This window comes from Izhakiella capsodis (assembly GCF_900115045.1).
Taxonomy (GTDB): Bacteria; Pseudomonadota; Gammaproteobacteria; order Enterobacterales; family Enterobacteriaceae; genus Izhakiella; species Izhakiella capsodis.
On record NZ_FOVC01000006.1, the window covers coordinates 150692 to 167933 of the forward strand.

At 52.4% G+C, this 17242-nt stretch carries 15 protein-coding genes and 1 pseudogene; 5 read left to right on the top strand and 11 right to left on the bottom strand.

All coding sequences use genetic code 11. From position 1 onward, the window contains the following. Window positions 1–140 precede the first annotated feature (140 nt). Window positions 141–386: a DUF2543 family protein gene (locus BM191_RS10585; RefSeq protein ID WP_092877941.1), complete on the bottom strand. Its 246-nt coding sequence runs from the start codon at window positions 384–386 to the stop codon at window positions 141–143. An 18-nt stretch (window positions 387–404) separates the two neighbouring features. Next, complete coding sequence (locus BM191_RS10590) at window positions 405–881, bottom strand: cold shock domain-containing protein (RefSeq protein ID WP_092877943.1); 477 nt, start codon at window positions 879–881, stop codon at window positions 405–407. 521 nt (window positions 882–1402) lie between these two features. Between BM191_RS10590 and BM191_RS10595 the strand changes: the two are divergent. Next, window positions 1403–2326, top strand: a pseudogene (locus BM191_RS10595) (aldo/keto reductase). 10 nt (window positions 2327–2336) lie between these two features. Here BM191_RS10595 and BM191_RS10600 read toward each other — a convergent pair. The 3 genes from BM191_RS10600 to proB form a co-directional block, all read right to left on the bottom strand. Then, complete coding sequence (locus BM191_RS10600; RefSeq protein WP_092877945.1) at window positions 2337–2633, bottom strand: carboxymuconolactone decarboxylase family protein; 297 nt, start codon at window positions 2631–2633, stop codon at window positions 2337–2339. 89 nt (window positions 2634–2722) lie between these two features. After that, the gene (gene proA / locus BM191_RS10605; RefSeq protein WP_092877947.1) at window positions 2723–3976 is read right to left on the bottom strand and encodes a glutamate-5-semialdehyde dehydrogenase; all 1254 of its coding nucleotides are present in this window, start codon (window positions 3974–3976) and stop codon (window positions 2723–2725) included. An 11-nt stretch (window positions 3977–3987) separates the two neighbouring features. Then, window positions 3988–5091, bottom strand: a complete 1104-nt coding sequence (proB, locus tag BM191_RS10610) for a glutamate 5-kinase (protein WP_092877949.1) — start codon at window positions 5089–5091, stop codon at window positions 3988–3990. Between the two features lie 270 nt (window positions 5092–5361). On the opposite strand from proB, the gene BM191_RS10615 reads away from it, so the two are divergent. Further along, window positions 5362–6489 carry a porin gene (locus BM191_RS10615; RefSeq protein ID WP_092877951.1) on the top strand — a complete coding sequence of 376 codons (1128 nt, stop codon included), beginning with the start codon at window positions 5362–5364 and terminating at the stop codon, window positions 6487–6489. Window positions 6490–6575: 86 nt separating this feature from the next. Here BM191_RS10615 and crl read toward each other — a convergent pair whose 3' ends face one another. The 3 genes from crl to gpt form a co-directional block, all read right to left on the bottom strand. After that, window positions 6576–6986 (bottom strand): sigma factor-binding protein Crl, encoded by a 411-nt coding sequence (crl, locus tag BM191_RS10620; RefSeq protein ID WP_092877953.1) that lies wholly within the window; start codon window positions 6984–6986, stop codon window positions 6576–6578. Between the two features lie 52 nt (window positions 6987–7038). After that, window positions 7039–8289: an esterase FrsA gene (gene frsA / locus BM191_RS10625; protein WP_092877955.1), complete on the bottom strand. Its 1251-nt coding sequence runs from the start codon at window positions 8287–8289 to the stop codon at window positions 7039–7041. 154 nt (window positions 8290–8443) lie between these two features. Further along, window positions 8444–8902 (bottom strand): xanthine phosphoribosyltransferase, encoded by a 459-nt coding sequence (gene gpt, locus BM191_RS10630; RefSeq protein WP_092877957.1) that lies wholly within the window; start codon window positions 8900–8902, stop codon window positions 8444–8446. 264 nt (window positions 8903–9166) lie between these two features. On the opposite strand from gpt, the gene pepD reads away from it, so the two are divergent. Further along, window positions 9167–10624, top strand: a complete 1458-nt coding sequence (pepD, locus tag BM191_RS10635) for a beta-Ala-His dipeptidase (RefSeq protein ID WP_092877959.1) — start codon at window positions 9167–9169, stop codon at window positions 10622–10624. 148 nt (window positions 10625–10772) lie between these two features. On the opposite strand, the gene dinB is transcribed toward pepD, so the two are convergent. Further along, a complete protein-coding gene (dinB, locus tag BM191_RS10640) occupies window positions 10773–11828 on the bottom strand; it encodes a DNA polymerase IV (protein WP_092877961.1) in 1056 nt (351 codons plus the stop codon). A 246-nt stretch (window positions 11829–12074) separates the two neighbouring features. Here dinB and dpaA point away from each other — a divergent pair, with 246 nt between their 5' ends. Further along, on the top strand, window positions 12075–12815 hold the full coding sequence (gene dpaA, locus BM191_RS10650; protein WP_092877965.1) for a peptidoglycan meso-diaminopimelic acid protein amidase: 741 nt from the start codon (window positions 12075–12077) through the stop codon (window positions 12813–12815). On the opposite strand, the gene BM191_RS10655 is transcribed toward dpaA, so the two are convergent. Then, the gene (locus tag BM191_RS10655; RefSeq protein ID WP_092877967.1) at window positions 12786–13553 is read right to left on the bottom strand and encodes a class II glutamine amidotransferase; all 768 of its coding nucleotides are present in this window, start codon (window positions 13551–13553) and stop codon (window positions 12786–12788) included. The genes dpaA and BM191_RS10655 overlap by 30 nt on opposite strands. Before the next feature lie 146 nt (window positions 13554–13699). Then, entirely contained in the window at window positions 13700–14278 is a 579-nt protein-coding gene (gene lpcA, locus BM191_RS10660; RefSeq protein WP_092877969.1) for a D-sedoheptulose 7-phosphate isomerase, read from the bottom strand. A gap of 214 nt (window positions 14279–14492) precedes the next feature. On the opposite strand from lpcA, the gene fadE reads away from it, so the two are divergent. Beyond that, the gene (fadE, locus tag BM191_RS10665) at window positions 14493–16937 is read left to right on the top strand and encodes an acyl-CoA dehydrogenase FadE (RefSeq protein WP_092877971.1); all 2445 of its coding nucleotides are present in this window, start codon (window positions 14493–14495) and stop codon (window positions 16935–16937) included. The last annotated feature ends 305 nt before the right edge of the window (window positions 16938–17242 follow it).

The window sequence follows — 17242 nt, forward strand, 5'->3', positions numbered from 1 at the left end:
TCCATTCAAAAAACGGGTTCATAAGTTACCGGTTTTTTATCTGTATTACCCGCTATCCTTTGCGTCGCGCCTCTTTTCTGACCAGGATTTTCATTAAGCCTCAGTGGGGGAGAAGTGAGTTCAGAAATGTTTTATCCTCGCTATTCATTGCCCCACTGATTGAGAAACATAGCAATTTCATCCATGCGCCCTGCGTCAATCCCCGTGCTTAAGACCATCTCTTTTTGTGCATTCTCGCTGATCTCCTCGTTATTCATCAGTCGGGTGATGAGCAACTGAAAATAGTACGCCAGGCTGTCACGTTCAGGCTCGCGCACCGGCCAGGCTGTTTCCTCAGAATATTCGTCCACGATATCGTAAAATTTTAGCGGTATTTTGTCATTCATAAGTTATCCCAATTTATTTCATACCTTGAGCATTTTTACCGTAGCATCCACATCAATCTCATCTTCCGAGAAGATTAATATTGTGTCATGGAAGGTGGTGATCGCCAGCTTTTTCACCGCACGTATTTCACCCGGTTTAGCGGTTGATTTCGGTCTGATATTCTCCATCAGGGTGCCTACCGATAGCACCGCATTTTCTTTATCAATACGGGTATCAGCGGGCACATCCTCGCTATATACCAGATAAGACTTGATCGCGGTGAGTTTGAGCCGCTCACCCGCAATGTAGATATATTTACTCTCCGGTAGCACTTTCACCGCGTAGGCTGACAGCCCTTTGTTGTTGGTCGTCGGTTCAAAAGTTACCGCAGCATCTTTCTTGAGATGATCAGGATTGGTCACCTTAACCATATGAAAATAACGGTTATCACCTTTTTCGTCTTTGATGAATCCAAAGCCCTTCTCTTTAAACCAGGTTGTGATCGTTCCTTTCATCGCTGTTTCGCCTACTGGTCGCTTATCTACGTAATTTTGCAGTGCGAAGTGTAATGCACAATGCCAATGCAGACTACCTTTAGCGCCTCGTAAACGTCTGGATTGGCGTGAAACGCGCGGATGACATGTTTGGTAATACTTTGCATGTAGAGGGTTCTGCCCGTGCAAACTCAGAGTTTGGCGCTACTGATATGAAAAAGCATGCTGTTCAGGGCCTGACGGCCCAGGTATGGTGCCGTCCTGCTAATTAATGAACATCGCTTACAAGACTATTACAGCCAATGACTCTAACCTAATATACCGATAAATATTCTCTTTTTCTTTTGTTGAATCATTGGTGGGGAACAAGCGCTGTTCGCCCTTACACCACCAAATGATGAACCAAAGAGAAACCTTTCATCTGCCAGCGGCGATGCGCAGGCTATCAAGAAGCAAACATGAAATATATAAATTTGGGTTGTACAGGCCTGAAGGTAAGCCAGTTGTGTCTGAGCTGCATGAGCGATGGAAAACCCTAACCTTTGCCGCAGCAGGTCACAGTGACAGGAAGTCTCACGTTCTCTGCTCCGGCAGGCATTGGTGGCCGGCATTAATTTTTTCGACACTGCGGACATCTATTCGGGCGACAGCGTTGAAGGAATTGTCGGCCGGGCCATGCGCGACATGGCTTACCGTGACGAGATCGTGAATGCCACTTACGCGTTCTTCCCACAGCGAAACGCGCCAGATGTTGGATTCCTGTCGCGCAAGATCCTGTTCCGGTCGATCGACGATAGACTGGTCAGACTGGGGATGGATTATGTCGATCTCTACCAGATCCATCGTTTCGATCACGGCACGCCCGGTAAGGGAAAGATGGCGGCGTTGCATGACATTGTGGAGGCCGGCAAAGTGCGTTATATAGGTGCTTCACTATGGAGGCATGGAGCTTCGTAAAAGTGCAGCATGTTGCTGAAGGTCACGGCTGGACCCGTTTTGTGTATATGCAACCGCAGTACACGCTACTTTATCGTGAAGAATAACGCGAGATGCTGCCACAGTACCTGGATCAAGGGGGAAATGTTATCCCTGGAGCCCGATGGCGCGTGGTAAGTTGACACGAGACTGGAGCGAGAGCACCAGGCGAAGTGAAAACGATGCTTTCGCCATGAAGATCTACCAGAAGGCAGCCACGATGGATAAGCCTGTGGTCGATGTTGTGAACCATCATAGTGAGTCACAGGCTTATGTTGCGCTCGCCTGGCTGATGTCAAAGCCAGTGATCACTGCCCCACCCATGGGGGCGACAAAAACCGAGCATCTCCACAGCACTTGGCGCGTTAGATTTCTGCTTAGCGCTGCGGAGATCACCAAGCTGAAAGCTTTTTATCTGCAGCACCCGGTGGATGGCATGATCCCCCCTGCCGGCGACTCCGTCGACGCTCACCAGACCATCAGTCGTATAAATTTTGCTCGTCACTGGTCCCGTCGTTTTTCGAAGACGCCTTTGGCAACAGGCAGCGCAGACATGGCATTCGGCCAGCCTGCATAAAACGCAAGATGAGTGATGGCCGCAGCGGCCTGTCCCTGCGTCAGTCCGCTGTCCATTGCGCGATTCAGGTGATAGGCGATCTCCTCAACATGGCCGTTGCAAATTAACGTAGCTAAAGTGATGAGACTGCGATCGCGTGGAGCAGGGCCTGGGCGTAGCCACAAGTCACGATACGATATCAGAATGAATGAAGACGACCCGACGCCTGGCGGTCGATACATTTATCTCTATCCAGGGTAAACGAAGCACCGTCAGCCTCTCCTGCTGAATATCGCCAGCGATTCCCCGACTAAAGAGCTTTACATAACATTCAGCTTCGTTGTAAATCCTGGCCGAAAGCGACCCACTTATAAGTGGTCAGCGCTTCCAATCCCATTGGGCCACGGGCATGAAGTTTCTGAGTGCTTACGGCAACTTCAGCGCCGAGGCCGAACTGACCGCCATCAGTGAAACGCGTGCTGGCGTTGACGAATACTGCCGCCGAGTCCACCTGGGTGACAAAACGTTCAGCGTTGGCGATATTGCGGGTCAGGATCGCGTCAGTGTGCTGAGTGCTGTATTCGCGAATATGGGCGACCGCATCGTCAATGTCATCCACCAGCTTCACGTTAAGATCAAGCGACAGCCATTCTTCACGGTATTCGCAGTTCTGCACCGGGCTGACCGTTGCCGGGCCCGGTCGTAACTGCGCGATAACGTTATCGTCCGCATGCAATTTAATGCCCTCCTGTGCCATACGAGCGCAAAAAGGTGCCAGAAAATGTCCGGCTACATTGCGATGTACCAGCAGAGTTTCCAGCGAATTGCAGGCGCCAGGGCGCTGCTTTTTAGCGTTGACGATAATCGCCAGCGCCGCCTCGATCTCCATACTCTCATCAACAAAAATATGGCAAACGCCAATGCCACCGGTAATGACAGGGATGGTGGAGTTTTCCCGACATAGCTTATGCAGCGCGGCGCCCCCACGCGGGATCAGCATGTCAATGTAGCGATCCAGTTTCAGCATCTGGTTAACCAACTCGCGGTCAGGATTTTCAATAGCCTGAACCGCGCTTTTCGGTAAGCCATGTTTTGCCAATGCACGCTGTATAACCTGAACCGTTGCAGCATTAGTGCGGTAGGTTTCTTTACCGCCGCGCAGAATAGCGGCATTACCGGTTTTCAGGCACAGTGAAGCAACGTCGACAGTGACGTTGGGTCGTGCTTCGTAAATGACGCCGACAACCCCCAACGGCACGCGACGGCGTTCGATACGCAGGCCGTTATCGAGCAGGCCGCCATCAATTATCTGTCCAATCGGATCGGCCAATCGGCACACCTGGCGCACGTCACTGGCAATGCCCTGTAAACGGAGCGGATTTAACAGAAGGCGATCAAGCAGTGCCTCGCTCATGCCGTTCTGACGCGCATCCACCAAATCCAGCGCATTCGCACTGAGGATAATATGGCTATCTGCTTCAAGCTGATCGGCAATGGTTAACAGTACCTGGTTTTTTTCCGTACTGGAAAGCTGCGCAATATGGTAAGACGCATTCTTTGCAGCCTGCCCTATCTGTTCAAGCATTTTTTGCCTCTTTAGCTGACGATCATATCATCGCGATGAACAGCAACAGGACCATATTCATAGCCCAGAATAGTGCTGATCTGCCGGGAGTGATGCCCGGCAATCATCCGCATTGCGTCGCTATTGTAACGCGATACCCCGTGCGCAATATCCAGCCCTTGCAGACTGCGAATACGAATAACTTCTCCACGGGAAAAGTTGCCGCTGATTGTACGGACACCTTTCGGCAGCAGAGAGCTGCCGCGCTCAAGAATAGCGCTAATCGCGCCATCATCCACAATGATCTCTCCGGCGGGCGGTGCGCCAAATATCCAGCGCTTGCGGTTCTCCAGCGGCGTTTCCATAGCGTGAAAACGGGTGCCGACCGGGGTGCCGGTAATGACCTCGGCTATCACACCAGGCTTGCTGCCAGCGGCAATAATGGTATCGATACCGGCGCGGCAGGCAACATCAGCCGCCTGTAGCTTGGTCGCCATACCGCCGGTGCCGAGGCCAGAGACGCTGTCACCGGCAATGGTGCGCAGCGCGTCATCGATGCTGTGAACGTCGGCAATCAACTCAGCATTGGGGTCATTACGCGGATCGCCGGTGAACAATCCCGGCTGATCGGTGAGCAGTAATAATTTGTCTGCCCCGGCGAGGATCGCAGCCAGTGCCGACAGATTATCGTTGTCGCCAACTTTAATTTCAGCGGTGGCAACCGCGTCATTTTCATTGATAACCGGAACAATATGGTTGTCGAGCAGTGCTCGCAGCGTATCGCGGGCGTTGAGAAAACGTTCGCGATCTTCCAGGTCGGCACGGGTCAGCAGCATCTGACCAATATGGATACCATAGATAGAAAAAAGTTGCTCCCACAGTTGTATCAAACGACTTTGCCCTACTGCAGCCAGCAGCTGTTTTGAGGCGATTGTCGGCGGCAACTCCGGGTAGCCCAGGTGTTCACGCCCCGCAGCCATTGCGCCTGAAGTGACAATCACAATCCGATGGCCAGCGGCGTGAAGCCGTGCGCACTGGCGTACCAACTCCACAATATGGGCCCGATTCAACCGACGCGATCCGCCGGTCAGTACGCTGGTCCCCAGTTTGACGACCAGGGTCTGGCTGCTGCTCATTTTGTCCTGCCATAGCTAAAAAAATTTATTGAGCAGACTTTTTATCAGGAGTCGCCGAGGAAACCAACTCCTGGCAGGGGAAATGTCAAAATTAGCAGGACAGTTCATAGCCTGAGAAGTTCACGGGAAACATATTCTGTAAAAAATTGAAATAAAAACGTCAACAAAAGTAGGTAAACTACCCCCGAAATACCGGACGGATTGGGTACACAAACTGCCGGTATAACAGCCATTTAAGGCATAAAACTACTCATTCGGGATCGATAGCAAATGAAAAAGTACGTACTGGTAGCCGTTTTAGCGGCTATGGCAGTTCCTGCCAGCGCTAACGCAGCAGAAATCTATAACAAAGACGGTAACAAGCTGGATTTCTACGGCAAGCTAAAAGCTATGCATTATTTCAGCGATAATAGCCTCAGCAATGGCGACAAGTCTTATTTTCGCATGGGTTTTAGAGGTGAGACAAAAATCAACGATCTCATCACAGGTTATGGCCAGTGGGAATCTCAGTTCAATGTGAACAACTCTGAGGGTGCTGATGCCAATAACGGCAACAAAACTCGTTTAGGCTTTGCTGGCCTGAAGTTTGGCGATATCGGTTCATTTGATTATGGCCGAAACTTCGGTGTGCTCTACGACGTTGAAAGCTGGACCGATATGTTCCCGGAATTCGGCGGGGACGGCAGCGCTCATACAGATAACTTCATGACTCAGCGCGCAACCGGGGTGGCAACCTATCGTAATAACGACTTCTTTGGCCTGATCCCCGGACTGAAAGTGGCTTTGCAGTACCAGGGTAAAAACAGCGAAGATACCGCAAACTTACGCGCCCCCACCACAGGTAATGGCGATGGATACGGTGTCTCATTATCCTATGCCATTCCGGAAACCGGCCTGTCAATCAGCAGTGCTTTCACTTCGTCCGATCGCACCGCTGAGCAGCAGTCACTGGTATTTGGTCACGGCAATAAGGCCGAAGCATTTGGTGGCGGCATCAAGTATGACGCAAACGGCCTCTATCTGGCGGCCATTTATACCCAAACCTATAATATGACGCCCTTTATCACCACTAACGCGATTGCGGGCACGACCAACACCACCTCTGGTACCTATGCTGGCATGGCGAATAAAGCGACAGACGTTGAAGTGCTGGCGCAGTATCAGTTCAATTCTGGTCTACGCCCGTCACTCGGCTACGTGCAGACCACAGGCCACGATATTGAGCGTGGCATCGGCGATGCTGACCTGGTTAAATATATCGATGTGGGTGCCACTTATTTCTTCAACAAAAATATGTCCGCAATGGTTGACTACAAAATCAATCAGCTGAACAGTAACAATAAACTGGCCCTGAATAACGACGACGTGGTTGCACTTGGTCTGACCTACTTGTTCTGATATAAACCGCTACGCCTGATCAAAGACGTAGCGGCCAATTGTTATGTGTCGATGAAAAAGGCTGGAAATTCCAGCCTTTAATCTTACTAACTGCTCTGAGCGCTTAATGCCACTGGCTTATCGTTAAAATCTGCCGCCGGCTTAAGTGCCAATTGGTGTTCTGACAGCAGGTCTTTCAGACGCTGGTGAAAATTGCGCAGGGTTTCTTCCAGTCGCTTATTATTCTCTTTGCCCTTAACCGCTGTTTCCTGCCACAGCCCCTGTTTGTCGAACAGACCAAAATAGTATTTGTAGGTGAAGTGATCTTGTTTAGCTTCCAGTTCCATCCACCAACCCCAAAATTCCCGGCTTTCCGGCTCTGGCTTAACGTTCACGCATACGGCAAGACAGTCGAAGAAGAAGTAATTACCTTCACATTTACCTTCACGAATATAGGGCCCCAGCGCCGTGAACTGTTTGATAAATTTACTTCGCAGGTGCCCACTTGGTAAGGTCATATCGCGCGTTCCTGTTATTAGTCAATGAGTAATGCCCGTCAATAGTAGCAACTCAGGCGCCGACGTGCCTGGCTATCCATTGTGAAATTTGTTGTAAAGCGTGCTGAAAACTCTGCATAACCGGCGTCGCCGGAATGCTAAGCAGCGCTCCCTGCGTTGAAGACTGGTTTATCAACTGTGAATCTGACTCCGGACTGAAAGGGTCGCCGGGCCAGTAGCATGACAGCATCGGCGTTGGGCAACGTCGCCCCAGCAATCCCTGAACCTTTAACGAATAGCAGTTCAGCTCGCGGCGTAATGCTTCATCGCTGGCATGGGTCATTCCCAGACGACTGGCAAGCAAATCGGCATACATTGCGGGTATCGCATCCTGCTGCCGGGGATCGCTGAGCAGACTGTGAACAATCGGTCCCATGCAGGCCACCCCCTTCAGACGCGATGTTTCAAGATAAGCCAGACGCACTGCGATGCTGGCACCAAACCGGTAGCCGAATGCTGACACTCGCGTAGGGTCAATCCAGGGAATATCGACCAGCTGCCTGAGCACCTGCTGATGGAGAAAGCTGGCATCCTCGGTCAGTTTCCACCTGGCAGAAAAGCCGACCGAAGGCAGATCAATCGTCAGCATAGCCAGTCCAAGCGGGGCAAAATAATCATGGAACAGTCGGTAGTGGTCGCTTTGCAAAGCATCAAGAGCGCCACAGATGAGTACCGTAGGGTAAGGCGCGCTGACACCCGCTGGCATATGCAAAAAACCGTTGATGGCCCCTCCGCCGGAAATAGTAAAACTCAGTTCTTTCAGTTCGCCGGGCAAATAGCAGGCTGCCTGCTCATAGGCCCGGTTGGCCAGTACTTGCGCCTGCTCAGCAAGCGGATCTCCCTTAAGATAAGGATAGCCAGCGAGACTGAACAACGTCGCGGCACGCATCCAGCAATCACCGGCTTGTGGGGTCTCTTCCAGCGACTGAGCTTTATCCTGCCACTCCGCAGCCTGCTTTGACCATTCATATATCCAGTTACCGTTACGGTAACCGATAACGGTGTCTAACTGGTGCTGCTGCGTGCGCGCTTCCTGACTGTTCGCAATGCGTGCCATCACTTCAATCAGCTCGATAGGCGGGATGCCACGCCAGATCCACAGCAAGCGGTTTATCATGCGATACCAGCTGGGCTGATTTTCACCGTCAAGCGCGGTATGGATCGCACCGGGGTGTGGATGGGACTGACGCCGAATTAAAGAGGAAGTTTCAGGATGTTTGAAGCGGGGTTTAAAGAGTTCTTCACTTAAATTTTTTGATGTCATTATCAGGTCTCCCCCGGATAGTGCATTGCATCGACAGATAGCAAAGCACTGGGATGCATGACACGGATCGGCAAGTTAACCGCCCGCCAAGGCAAAATACGCAATGAACCTGAAACATAGCGTAATAAGCAGGCGATGTCCTGATCGATGTCAATCAGCTCTTAACTATCGGTGGAACGTAAACCACCCCCATATCCCAGGGTTGCTCAATCCAGGTGTCCTGCGGAATATCCACCTGATAGTCGTCAACCAACGGCCGACCAGCAGGCTTGGCGAAAACGGTGATAAAGCGCGCTTTTGGGTACATTTCGCGGATTGCCTGAGCTGTCCCACCGGTATCAACCAGGTCATCTACGACGATGAAACCTTCACCGTCTCCCTCGGCGCGTTTAAGAATATGCATGTCGCGCTGATTATCATGATCGTAACTGGAGATACAGACAGTGTCGACGTAGCGAATATTGAGCTCACGAGCCAGCAGGGAAGCGGGAACTAATCCACCACGACTGACGGCAATAATGCCTTTCCATTGTGTTACCGGCAGCAGACGCTCGGCGAGTTTACGAACATGTATTTGCAGCATATCCCAGGTAACGACGTATTTTTCACTCATAGATAGAAGGACCCCGACCAGAAGCACTGGCTAAAAACACCGTGGTAAATATTGCGCGAGATTATAGTGTTGTGAAATGTGAAAGACCAGTATGCCGCCCGGCACGCGATAACTTTTTTCCCTGGCATGAACAAGCGCTGCGGTTGAAACAGTGATATTCTTGGCGGTCTGGTGCCGACCCGCCGTCGGCAGGTTCTATTCGACGCTAATGCTAGCTGATCGCCTGGTCATCGACCCGGGTAACGATTAAACAGGAGACCGATCGTGTCTGAATTGTCTCAACTTTCACCACAGCCGCTGTGGGATATTTTTGCCGAAATTTGTGCTATCCCCCATCCCTCTCACCATGAAGAAGCGCTGGCGAGGCATATTCTTTCCTGGGCTCAGGAGAAAGGCTTGTTTGCTGAACGCGACGCTATCGGCAATATTCTGATCCGGAAACCGGCCAGCGTCGGGCTGGAGAATCTCAAGCCGGTCGCGCTACAGGCCCACCTTGATATGGTGCCGCAGAAAAACAACGATACCCCGCATGACTTCACTAAAGACCCAATTCAGCCATGGATTGACGGTGAATGGGTCAAAGCACGCGGCACAACACTGGGGGCTGATAATGGCATCGGTATGGCTTCGGCGCTCGCGGTGCTCGCTGATGACAGCGTTGAGCACGGTCCGCTGGAAGTGTTACTGACGATGACCGAAGAGACTGGCATGGATGGTGCCTTCGGCCTCCAGCCCAATTGGCTGCAAGCGGAAATTCTGATTAATACCGATTCCGAAGAGGAAGGCGAAATTTATATGGGTTGCGCCGGCGGCATCGATTTTACTTCGACGCTGAAGCTGGAGCGTGAAGCGCTGCCGACGGGTTTTCAGACGGTGAAGTTGACAATAAAAGGGCTGCGCGGCGGCCATTCCGGCGCCGACATCCACATGGGTCTCGCCAACGCTAACAAGCTGCTTGCGCGTTTTCTGTTTGCTCAGGCTCGCCCGCTGGATCTGCGTTTACTCGATATAAGTGGTGGCACGCTGCGCAACGCGATCCCTCGTGAGGCATTCGCCACGCTGGCGCTTGCGGCTGACAAACGGGTCGCGTTACAAGAGGCGGTACAGGCCTATCTCGCCACATTAAAAAATGAAGCCAGCCCGCTGGATAAAAACCTGACCGTGCTGGTTGAAAACATTGAGAGCAACGCCCATCCGCTAAAAAACGGTTGCCGCGACCGCTTTCTGTCATTGCTAAACAGCATGCCAAACGGCGTTATTCGCAATTCCGACGTTATGAAAGGTGTGGTGGAAACCTCACTGAATATCGGTGTAGTAACCTTTGATGAGCACCAGGCCAGCATTAACTGCCTGATCCGCTCACTGGTCGACAGCGGTAAAGATTACGTCGTAGAAATGTTGACGTCACTCGGCGAGCTGGCAGGTGCCACCACTACGCCCAAAGGGGGCTACCCTGGCTGGCAGCCAGATGCCAATTCACCGGTTATGGCGCTGGTGCGTGACACTTATCAGAAGCTGTTTAATAAAATGCCCAATATTCAGGTGATCCATGCCGGGCTGGAGTGCGGTCTGTTTAAAAAACCCTATCCGCAAATGGATATGGTATCAATCGGTCCAACTATTACCGGTCCCCACTCGCCGGATGAGCAGGTGCACATTGCCAGCGTAGGCCTCTACTGGCAGTTGCTGACGGCATTGCTGAAAGCCATTCCGGCAAAATAAATGTCTTGCCGGTTTAACCACCGGCCGATAACAGATTGCGCGAAACACTACGCCGGCCGATTTCTTAACATCCTGTCAGAGACCGCCCGGCATTTTCTTTTTTAGTGTCATTTGGCCTCACCACTATTCGCCCTCACCAGGCAGCTGACTACAATCCTAACAACAGCTGGCGTTCAATCTGTGGGTTAAGCAGCGTCACATGCAGCCCAACTAAACGCACGCCCCGCTCCGCGCGGCGATCGTCCCAGGTTTTGTGCGCTATGGCGATAAGATCATCTTTATTCAACTCTGGCCAGACGTGCTCCTGAGTAGTGAGCTGGAAATCTGTAAACTTAAGCTTCACCCCCTGGCGGGCAATCTGTCGATCGGGTCTGATTTGCGTCAGACGCTTTTCCAGCTCCTCATACAGCCGGTCGATAATATCAAGACAGTCCTCCCAACAGTGAATGTCCTCAGCCAGCGTTCGCTCGACGCCGAGAGATTTACGCTGCCGTTCGGTGACAACCTCACGTTCATCCACCCCGTGGCTGCGTTCCCAGAGCACGCGGCCGAACTTACCAAACCGACGCAGTAACAGGGGCAGATCGGCGCGCTGAACGTCGGCACAGGTATGCAGGCCAAGCTCAGACAGTTTTTTTGCCGTCACCTTGCCAACGCCAGGTATTTTAGCCAGAGGCAGTGCTCGCAGGAATTCCGCCACCTGCTGAGGGGTGATAACGTATTGTCCGTTGGGTTTATTCATATCGGAGGCGATCTTAGCCAGAAACTTTATCGGTGCGATACCAGCAGAGGCGGTCAGCGCCAGCTCCCGCCAGATGGTCTGGCGGATCTCATGGGCAATCAGCGTAGCCGAACCATGACAATGCTGGCTTTCACTGACGTCAAGATAAGCCTCATCCAGTGAGAGGGGTTCTACCAGCGAGGTGTAACGGGTAAATATTTCACGGATATGGCTACTGGCCGCCTTATAGGCATCAAAACGACCGGGGATCAGCGTCAAATGGGGACAAAGTTTTAATGCCATCGCGGTTGACATCGCGCTGTGAACACCATATTTACGCGCAGGATAATTGGCGGTGCTGATCACACCACGCGTTTCGCGACTGCCGCCGATTGCAATCGGTATATCGCGCAGGCTGGGATTGTCACGCATTTCAACCGCAGCATAAAAGCAGTCCATGTCTACGTGAATAATTTTACGCATTACCCCTCCACAATAACTGTACAAGTATACAGTATGATAAGGACGCCGCAAGAGTGCTGGCGATAAGCCAGGTCATTAAATTAAGCGATCGAGACAGAAGAGTGGAATTACGTGGATTTTTAACGCGCTCTTGCTTGATAAAAAAACAGACAGTGATAATGTTGCGCTGCGATAGAGGAAAACGCTGATATTGCAAGTGCAGCGCGCCGCTGGTACCGATTAAATAAAAGACTTCAAGGAAATATGATGGGCAAAATCGCATTGCTGTTTGCGATGATCTTCCTGCCGGCCATTTGTCTGGCCGACCTTTTAAGCCCGGTTTCACCGCTGGCTCCGGTAAGTAAAGAACTCAAGAAGCAACTGCTAGGCGCACCGGTTTATATTCAGATATTTAAACAAGAACGCACTCTTGAACTGTATGGCAAAGTCGGTAATGAATATCGCCTGCTCGACAGCTATCGTATCTGCAATTTCTCAGGGGGCCTCGGACCAAAACATCGCCCAGGGGATTTTAAAAGCCCGGAAGGATTTTACAGCGTCGGTCTTTCACAGCTGAAGCCGGACAGCCGTTTCTATCGCGCGATCAATATTGGTTTCCCAAACCAGTACGATCGTGAAAAAGGCTATGAAGGCAACTATTTGATGATCCACGGTGCCTGTGTTTCTGTTGGCTGCTACGCGATGACCAATGCCTATATTAAGGACATTTACGAGTATGTTGCTGCCGCGCTGCATAATGGACAGCCGCGGGTGGATATCAGCATTTATCCATTTCACATGACCGAAAAGAATATGCAAAGTCATCGCCATTCGGTTTATTACAGCTTCTGGCAGCAGTTACAGCCAGCCTATGCACAGTTTGTGAAAACGCATCTGCCACCGGCAGTCAACGTCCGCGATGGCAAATATGTGCTGAACAGCAGCACTCTGAAGACGCCGTTCTCTGACAGCCGTCCCTCAGCCCTGGCGCTCACCCAGGCGAAATAGCGCCCACTCTCCGGGCGCTATCCGCTGCCATGACTCATTACCAGTTAACGGCTGGGTTGCAATCACCGTAACCACGTCATCTGGCGTGGTCTGCTTCTGAAAGTCTATCTCCATATCCTGATCCAACAGCGTCGCTTTACCAAAGGGTGCGCGACGGGTTATCCAGTAGAGGTGGGTTGAACAATAGGCCATCAGAAAATGGCCATCCGACGGCAGCATATTAAATACGCCTTTACTGCGAAGCTGTTGCGCCAGTGTAGCAACAAAACGAAACACCGCTGGCCAGTTGCCAGGCGTGCGCGGATAGCGGCTCGCCAGCTGATGGAGCAGCCAGCAAAAAGCATACTCGCTGTCAGTTTCGCCCACCGGGCGAAAATAGCCGGTATCCAGTTGACGATAACCCTTTAGCTGCCCGTTATGCGCATAGGACCAGTTACGCCCCCAAAGTTCGCGGGTAAAAGGATGCGTGTTTTCCAGCGCCACTTTGCCACGATTGGCCTGGCGTATATGTGCCAGAACGGCGCAGGATTTTATCGGGTATTCCTGAACAAGGTGGGCAATCGACGAGTTGAAACTCGGCTGCGGATCTTTGAATGTCCGGCAGCCTTTTCCCTCATAAAACGTGATCCCCCAACCGTCTTTATGCGGCCCGGTTCCACCACCGCGCTGAATCAGCCCGGTAAAACTAAAACAGATATCCGTCGGGACATTGGCACTCATCCCAAGCAATTCACACATGCTACCCCCTTGAACTGCCGGCAAAAGAGGAGTGCCAGAAAGAGAGCCTCAGCGGAAATATCGCCCACTGAGACTGCCCGCGCGTAACTTGCACGCGGCGTTCCAGCATCCTGTTCGCATGGCGACCGGTTCGCTGCCCAAAAGGCTTATTTAATCATCTCTTTTTCGATCAGCAGCATCAGAATATGTATGACCTTAATGTGTATTTCCTGAATACGATCGGCATAGCCAAAATGGGGAACACGGATTTCAATATCTGCCAGGCCATTCATCTTGCCGCCGTCTTTACCCGTTAAGGCGATCACCTTCATCCCCTGCTTTTTCGCCGCCTCGATGGCGTTGATAATATTGGTCGAATTACCCGAAGTCGACAGGCCAAGCAGCACGTCACCGGCACGTCCTACCGCTTCGACATAGCGTGAGAAAACATATTCATAACCGAAGTCGTTACTGACGCAGGAGAGATGGCTGACATCTGAAATAGCAATGGCCGGATAGCCGGGACGATTTTCACGATAGCGCCCGGTCAACTCTTCGGCGAAATGCATTGCGTCGCAGTGGGAGCCACCGTTACCGCATGAGAGCACCTTTCCTCCGGCTTTGAATGCATCGGCCAGCATGACCGCCGCACGTTGAATAGCGTGAATATTGGCATCATGACTTAAAAACGCGTTCAGCGTGTCCGCCGCCTCGTTCAGTTCAGAGCGGATAATATCCTGGTACATAGCTTAGACCTTCCTTCTCAAGAAATATCACAGGCAGTTTAACCAAATGCCCCAGGCACGCAAAGCGCTTCAGCTAGCCTGAGCCGATGGATTCACTTCGCTGGCGGAGTGTGAGCCATGTTGTAATTGCAATGTAAATATATTGCTAATGAAAAGATTATCATCTAAACCTTAAATCAACAGGTCAGACCTCTTATGACTTAGGGAGCAGGTTATGGTGCTTATCAGTATTGCAGCGACGATAGTGCTTATCGGCGTGTTGTTTTATCACCGAGTGAATCTGACGCTCAGTAGCGCAACTGTGCTGATCTGGGCGGCGCTAATGGCCGCGCTGTCTCTCTGGACGACCTGGCTGCTGCTGCCGCTGGCAGTCATTTTGCTACCATTTAATCTGCTCAGCATACGCCGGGCGCTGTTTTCCAAATCAGTTATGCGCACCTTTCAGAAGGTGATGCCGCCGATGTCGCGTACTGAAAAAGAGGCGATTGACGCCGGCACTACGTGGTGGGAAGGCGAGCTATTTCGCGGCGATCCAGACTGGAAAACGCTGCATGATTACCCGCAGCCACATTTGTCCCCGGAAGAGCAAGCCTTTATAGAGGGTCCGGTGGAAGAAGCCTGCCGCATGGCGAATGATTTTGCCATCACGCATGAAATGGCCGATCTGCCCCCTGAACTGTGGGCGCACCTGAAAGCGCATCGTTTTTTCGCTATGATCATTAAAAAAGAGTATGGCGGCCTGGAATTCTCCGCTTACGCACAGTCGCGCGTGTTGCAGAAGCTGGCTGGCGTTTCCGGTATTCTGGCCATTACCGTTGGAGTACCTAACTCCCTCGGCCCTGGCGAGCTGCTGCAGCATTACGGTACCGATGAGCAGAAAAATCACTACCTGCCCCGTCTGGCCTGCGGTCAGGAAATCCCCTGTTTTGCGTTAACCAGTCCTGAAGCTGGCTCTGATGCCGGAGCCATCCCGGATACTGGCGTAGTCTGTATGGGTGACTGGCAGGATAAACAGGTGCTGGGCATGCGTCTTACATGGAATAAGCGCTACATTACCCTGGCGCCGATTGCTACCGTGCTGGGTTTGGCCTTCAGACTCGCCGATCCCGATCATCTTCTTGGGAAGACCGACGATCTGGGGATTACCTGCGCGCTGATCCCCACCACAACGCCGGGCGTTGAAATTGGTAAGCGTCACTTCCCGCTCAACGTGCCCTTTCAGAACGGACCGACGCGCGGTAACAATATCTTCGTACCGATTGATTACATCATCGGCGGGCCGAAGATGGCTGGCCAGGGCTGGCGAATGCTGGTTGAATGCCTCTCGGTTGGACGCGGGATCACGCTGCCCTCCAACGCGACCGGCAGTCTGAAATCCGTCGCAATGGCGATTGGCGCTTATGCCCACATCCGTCGCCAGTTTAAAGTTCCTATCGGTAAGATGGAGGGCATCGAAGAGCCACTGGCACGTATTGCCGGCAATGCGTATGCCCTGGACGCTGCCGCAACACTTATTACCTATGGCATTATGCTCGGTGAAAAACCGGCGGTGCTCTCGGCGATTGTCAAACACCACTGTACGCATCGCAGTCAGCGGGCGATCATTGATGCGATGGATATCGCCGGTGGTAAGGGCATTATGCTGGGTGATAGCAACTTTCTTGCACGTGCCTATCAGGGCTCACCGATCGCGATTACTGTAGAAGGTGCTAACATTCTGACGCGCAGCATGATTATTTTCGGTCAGGGTGCGATTCGCTGCCATCCCTACGTGCTGAAAGAGTTGGCGGCGGTACAGCAACATGATATCAAGGCTTTTGATAAGGCATTGTTCAGCCACATTGGCCACGTCGCCAGCAATCAGGTACGCAGCTTCTGGCTGGGTCTGACCGGTGGCCTGACCAGTCACGCACCGACCCGCGACGCGACGCGCCGCTACTATCAGCATCTGAACCGTATCAGTGCAAACCTGGCTTTTATGGCGGATATCGCGATGGCGGCCCTCGGCGGCAGCCTGAAACGGCGCGAGCGTATCTCAGCACGTCTCGGCGACGTGCTGAGCCAGCTATACATGGCCTCCGCAGTGTTAAAACGCTATAACGATGAAGGTCGGCAGAGCGTTGATTTACCGCTGGTCCACTGGAGCGTACAGGATGCACTTTATCAGGCAGAAACGGCCATTGACGATCTGCTGCGAAACTTTCCTAACCGGGGGATCGCCGCTCTGATGCGATGGGTCATTTTCCCGACCGGTCGTCACTGCAAGGCGCCCTCAGACAAGCTCGATCATCAGCTGGCCAGGATCCTTCAACTGCCCTCAGCGACCCGCAGCCGGCTGGGTCGTGGACAGTACCTAACCCCGAGCGAACATAACCCGGCGGGACAAATGGAGGAAGCGCTGGAGCATATACTGGCAGCGGAAGTGATCCATCAGCGCCTGTGTGGACAGTTACAAAGGAATTTTTCGTTTACACGTCTTGATGATCTTGGTCAACAGTGGCTGCAAAACCAGCTAATTAGCCAGGAAGAGGCTGAGGTGTTGGCTCGGGCGGAGGCGAGTCGTCTGCGTAGCATTAACGTTGATGATTTTGATCCCGACGCGTTGGCGACTCAGCCGGTGAAAAAAACGCCAAAGGCGCCTGAGATTGAAGCGGCCTGATCCTGAATTACCGCCTGCACGCTCTGCCCGTCATCGCCAGAACGCGCTTCTGAACCGGGCAAAGCGCTGCTGAAGATTTAACAACGGGCTATCCTGACTGGTAAAGCATCAAGTCAGTGATTTCGACGTCTTACGCGCCGCGCCCTGCAACGCGGCGGCTTTACGCCTGGATATCTATTCACACCCTCGCTGTCGGATTCAGCAACCGCCTCGTCTTGCTCAGCGTGCAGGCCAGCCAGATCCGCGCCCAATACGCCGCTTTATCGTCCGTGGCACATGGCATCCGGGGCCTCCCGCCTGACCTG

Excerpts from the sequence above, each read along its gene's own strand:
- dpaA (WP_092877965.1), top strand. The coding sequence starts at position 12,075 with ATGGGCAAAATCGCATTGCTGTTTGCGATGATCTTCCTGCCGGCCATT.
- proB (WP_092877949.1), bottom strand. The coding sequence starts at position 5,091 with ATGAGCAGCAGCCAGACCCTGGTCGTCAAACTGGGGACCAGCGTACTG.
- BM191_RS10600 (WP_092877945.1), bottom strand. The coding sequence starts at position 2,633 with ATGTATCGACCGCCAGGCGTCGGGTCGTCTTCATTCATTCTGATATCG.
- BM191_RS10585 (WP_092877941.1), bottom strand. The coding sequence starts at position 386 with ATGAATGACAAAATACCGCTAAAATTTTACGATATCGTGGACGAATAT.
- proA (WP_092877947.1), bottom strand. The coding sequence starts at position 3,976 with ATGCTTGAACAGATAGGGCAGGCTGCAAAGAATGCGTCTTACCATATT.
- lpcA (WP_092877969.1), bottom strand. The coding sequence starts at position 14,278 with ATGTACCAGGATATTATCCGCTCTGAACTGAACGAGGCGGCGGACACG.
- crl (WP_092877953.1), bottom strand. The coding sequence starts at position 6,986 with ATGACCTTACCAAGTGGGCACCTGCGAAGTAAATTTATCAAACAGTTC.
- frsA (WP_092877955.1), bottom strand. The coding sequence starts at position 8,289 with ATGACATCAAAAAATTTAAGTGAAGAACTCTTTAAACCCCGCTTCAAA.
- BM191_RS10615 (WP_092877951.1), top strand. The coding sequence starts at position 5,362 with ATGAAAAAGTACGTACTGGTAGCCGTTTTAGCGGCTATGGCAGTTCCT.
- BM191_RS10590 (WP_092877943.1), bottom strand. The coding sequence starts at position 881 with ATGAAAGGAACGATCACAACCTGGTTTAAAGAGAAGGGCTTTGGATTC.
- dinB (WP_092877961.1), bottom strand. The coding sequence starts at position 11,828 with ATGCGTAAAATTATTCACGTAGACATGGACTGCTTTTATGCTGCGGTT.
- fadE (WP_092877971.1), top strand. The coding sequence starts at position 14,493 with ATGGTGCTTATCAGTATTGCAGCGACGATAGTGCTTATCGGCGTGTTG.
- BM191_RS10655 (WP_092877967.1), bottom strand. The coding sequence starts at position 13,553 with ATGTGTGAATTGCTTGGGATGAGTGCCAATGTCCCGACGGATATCTGT.
- gpt (WP_092877957.1), bottom strand. The coding sequence starts at position 8,902 with ATGAGTGAAAAATACGTCGTTACCTGGGATATGCTGCAAATACATGTT.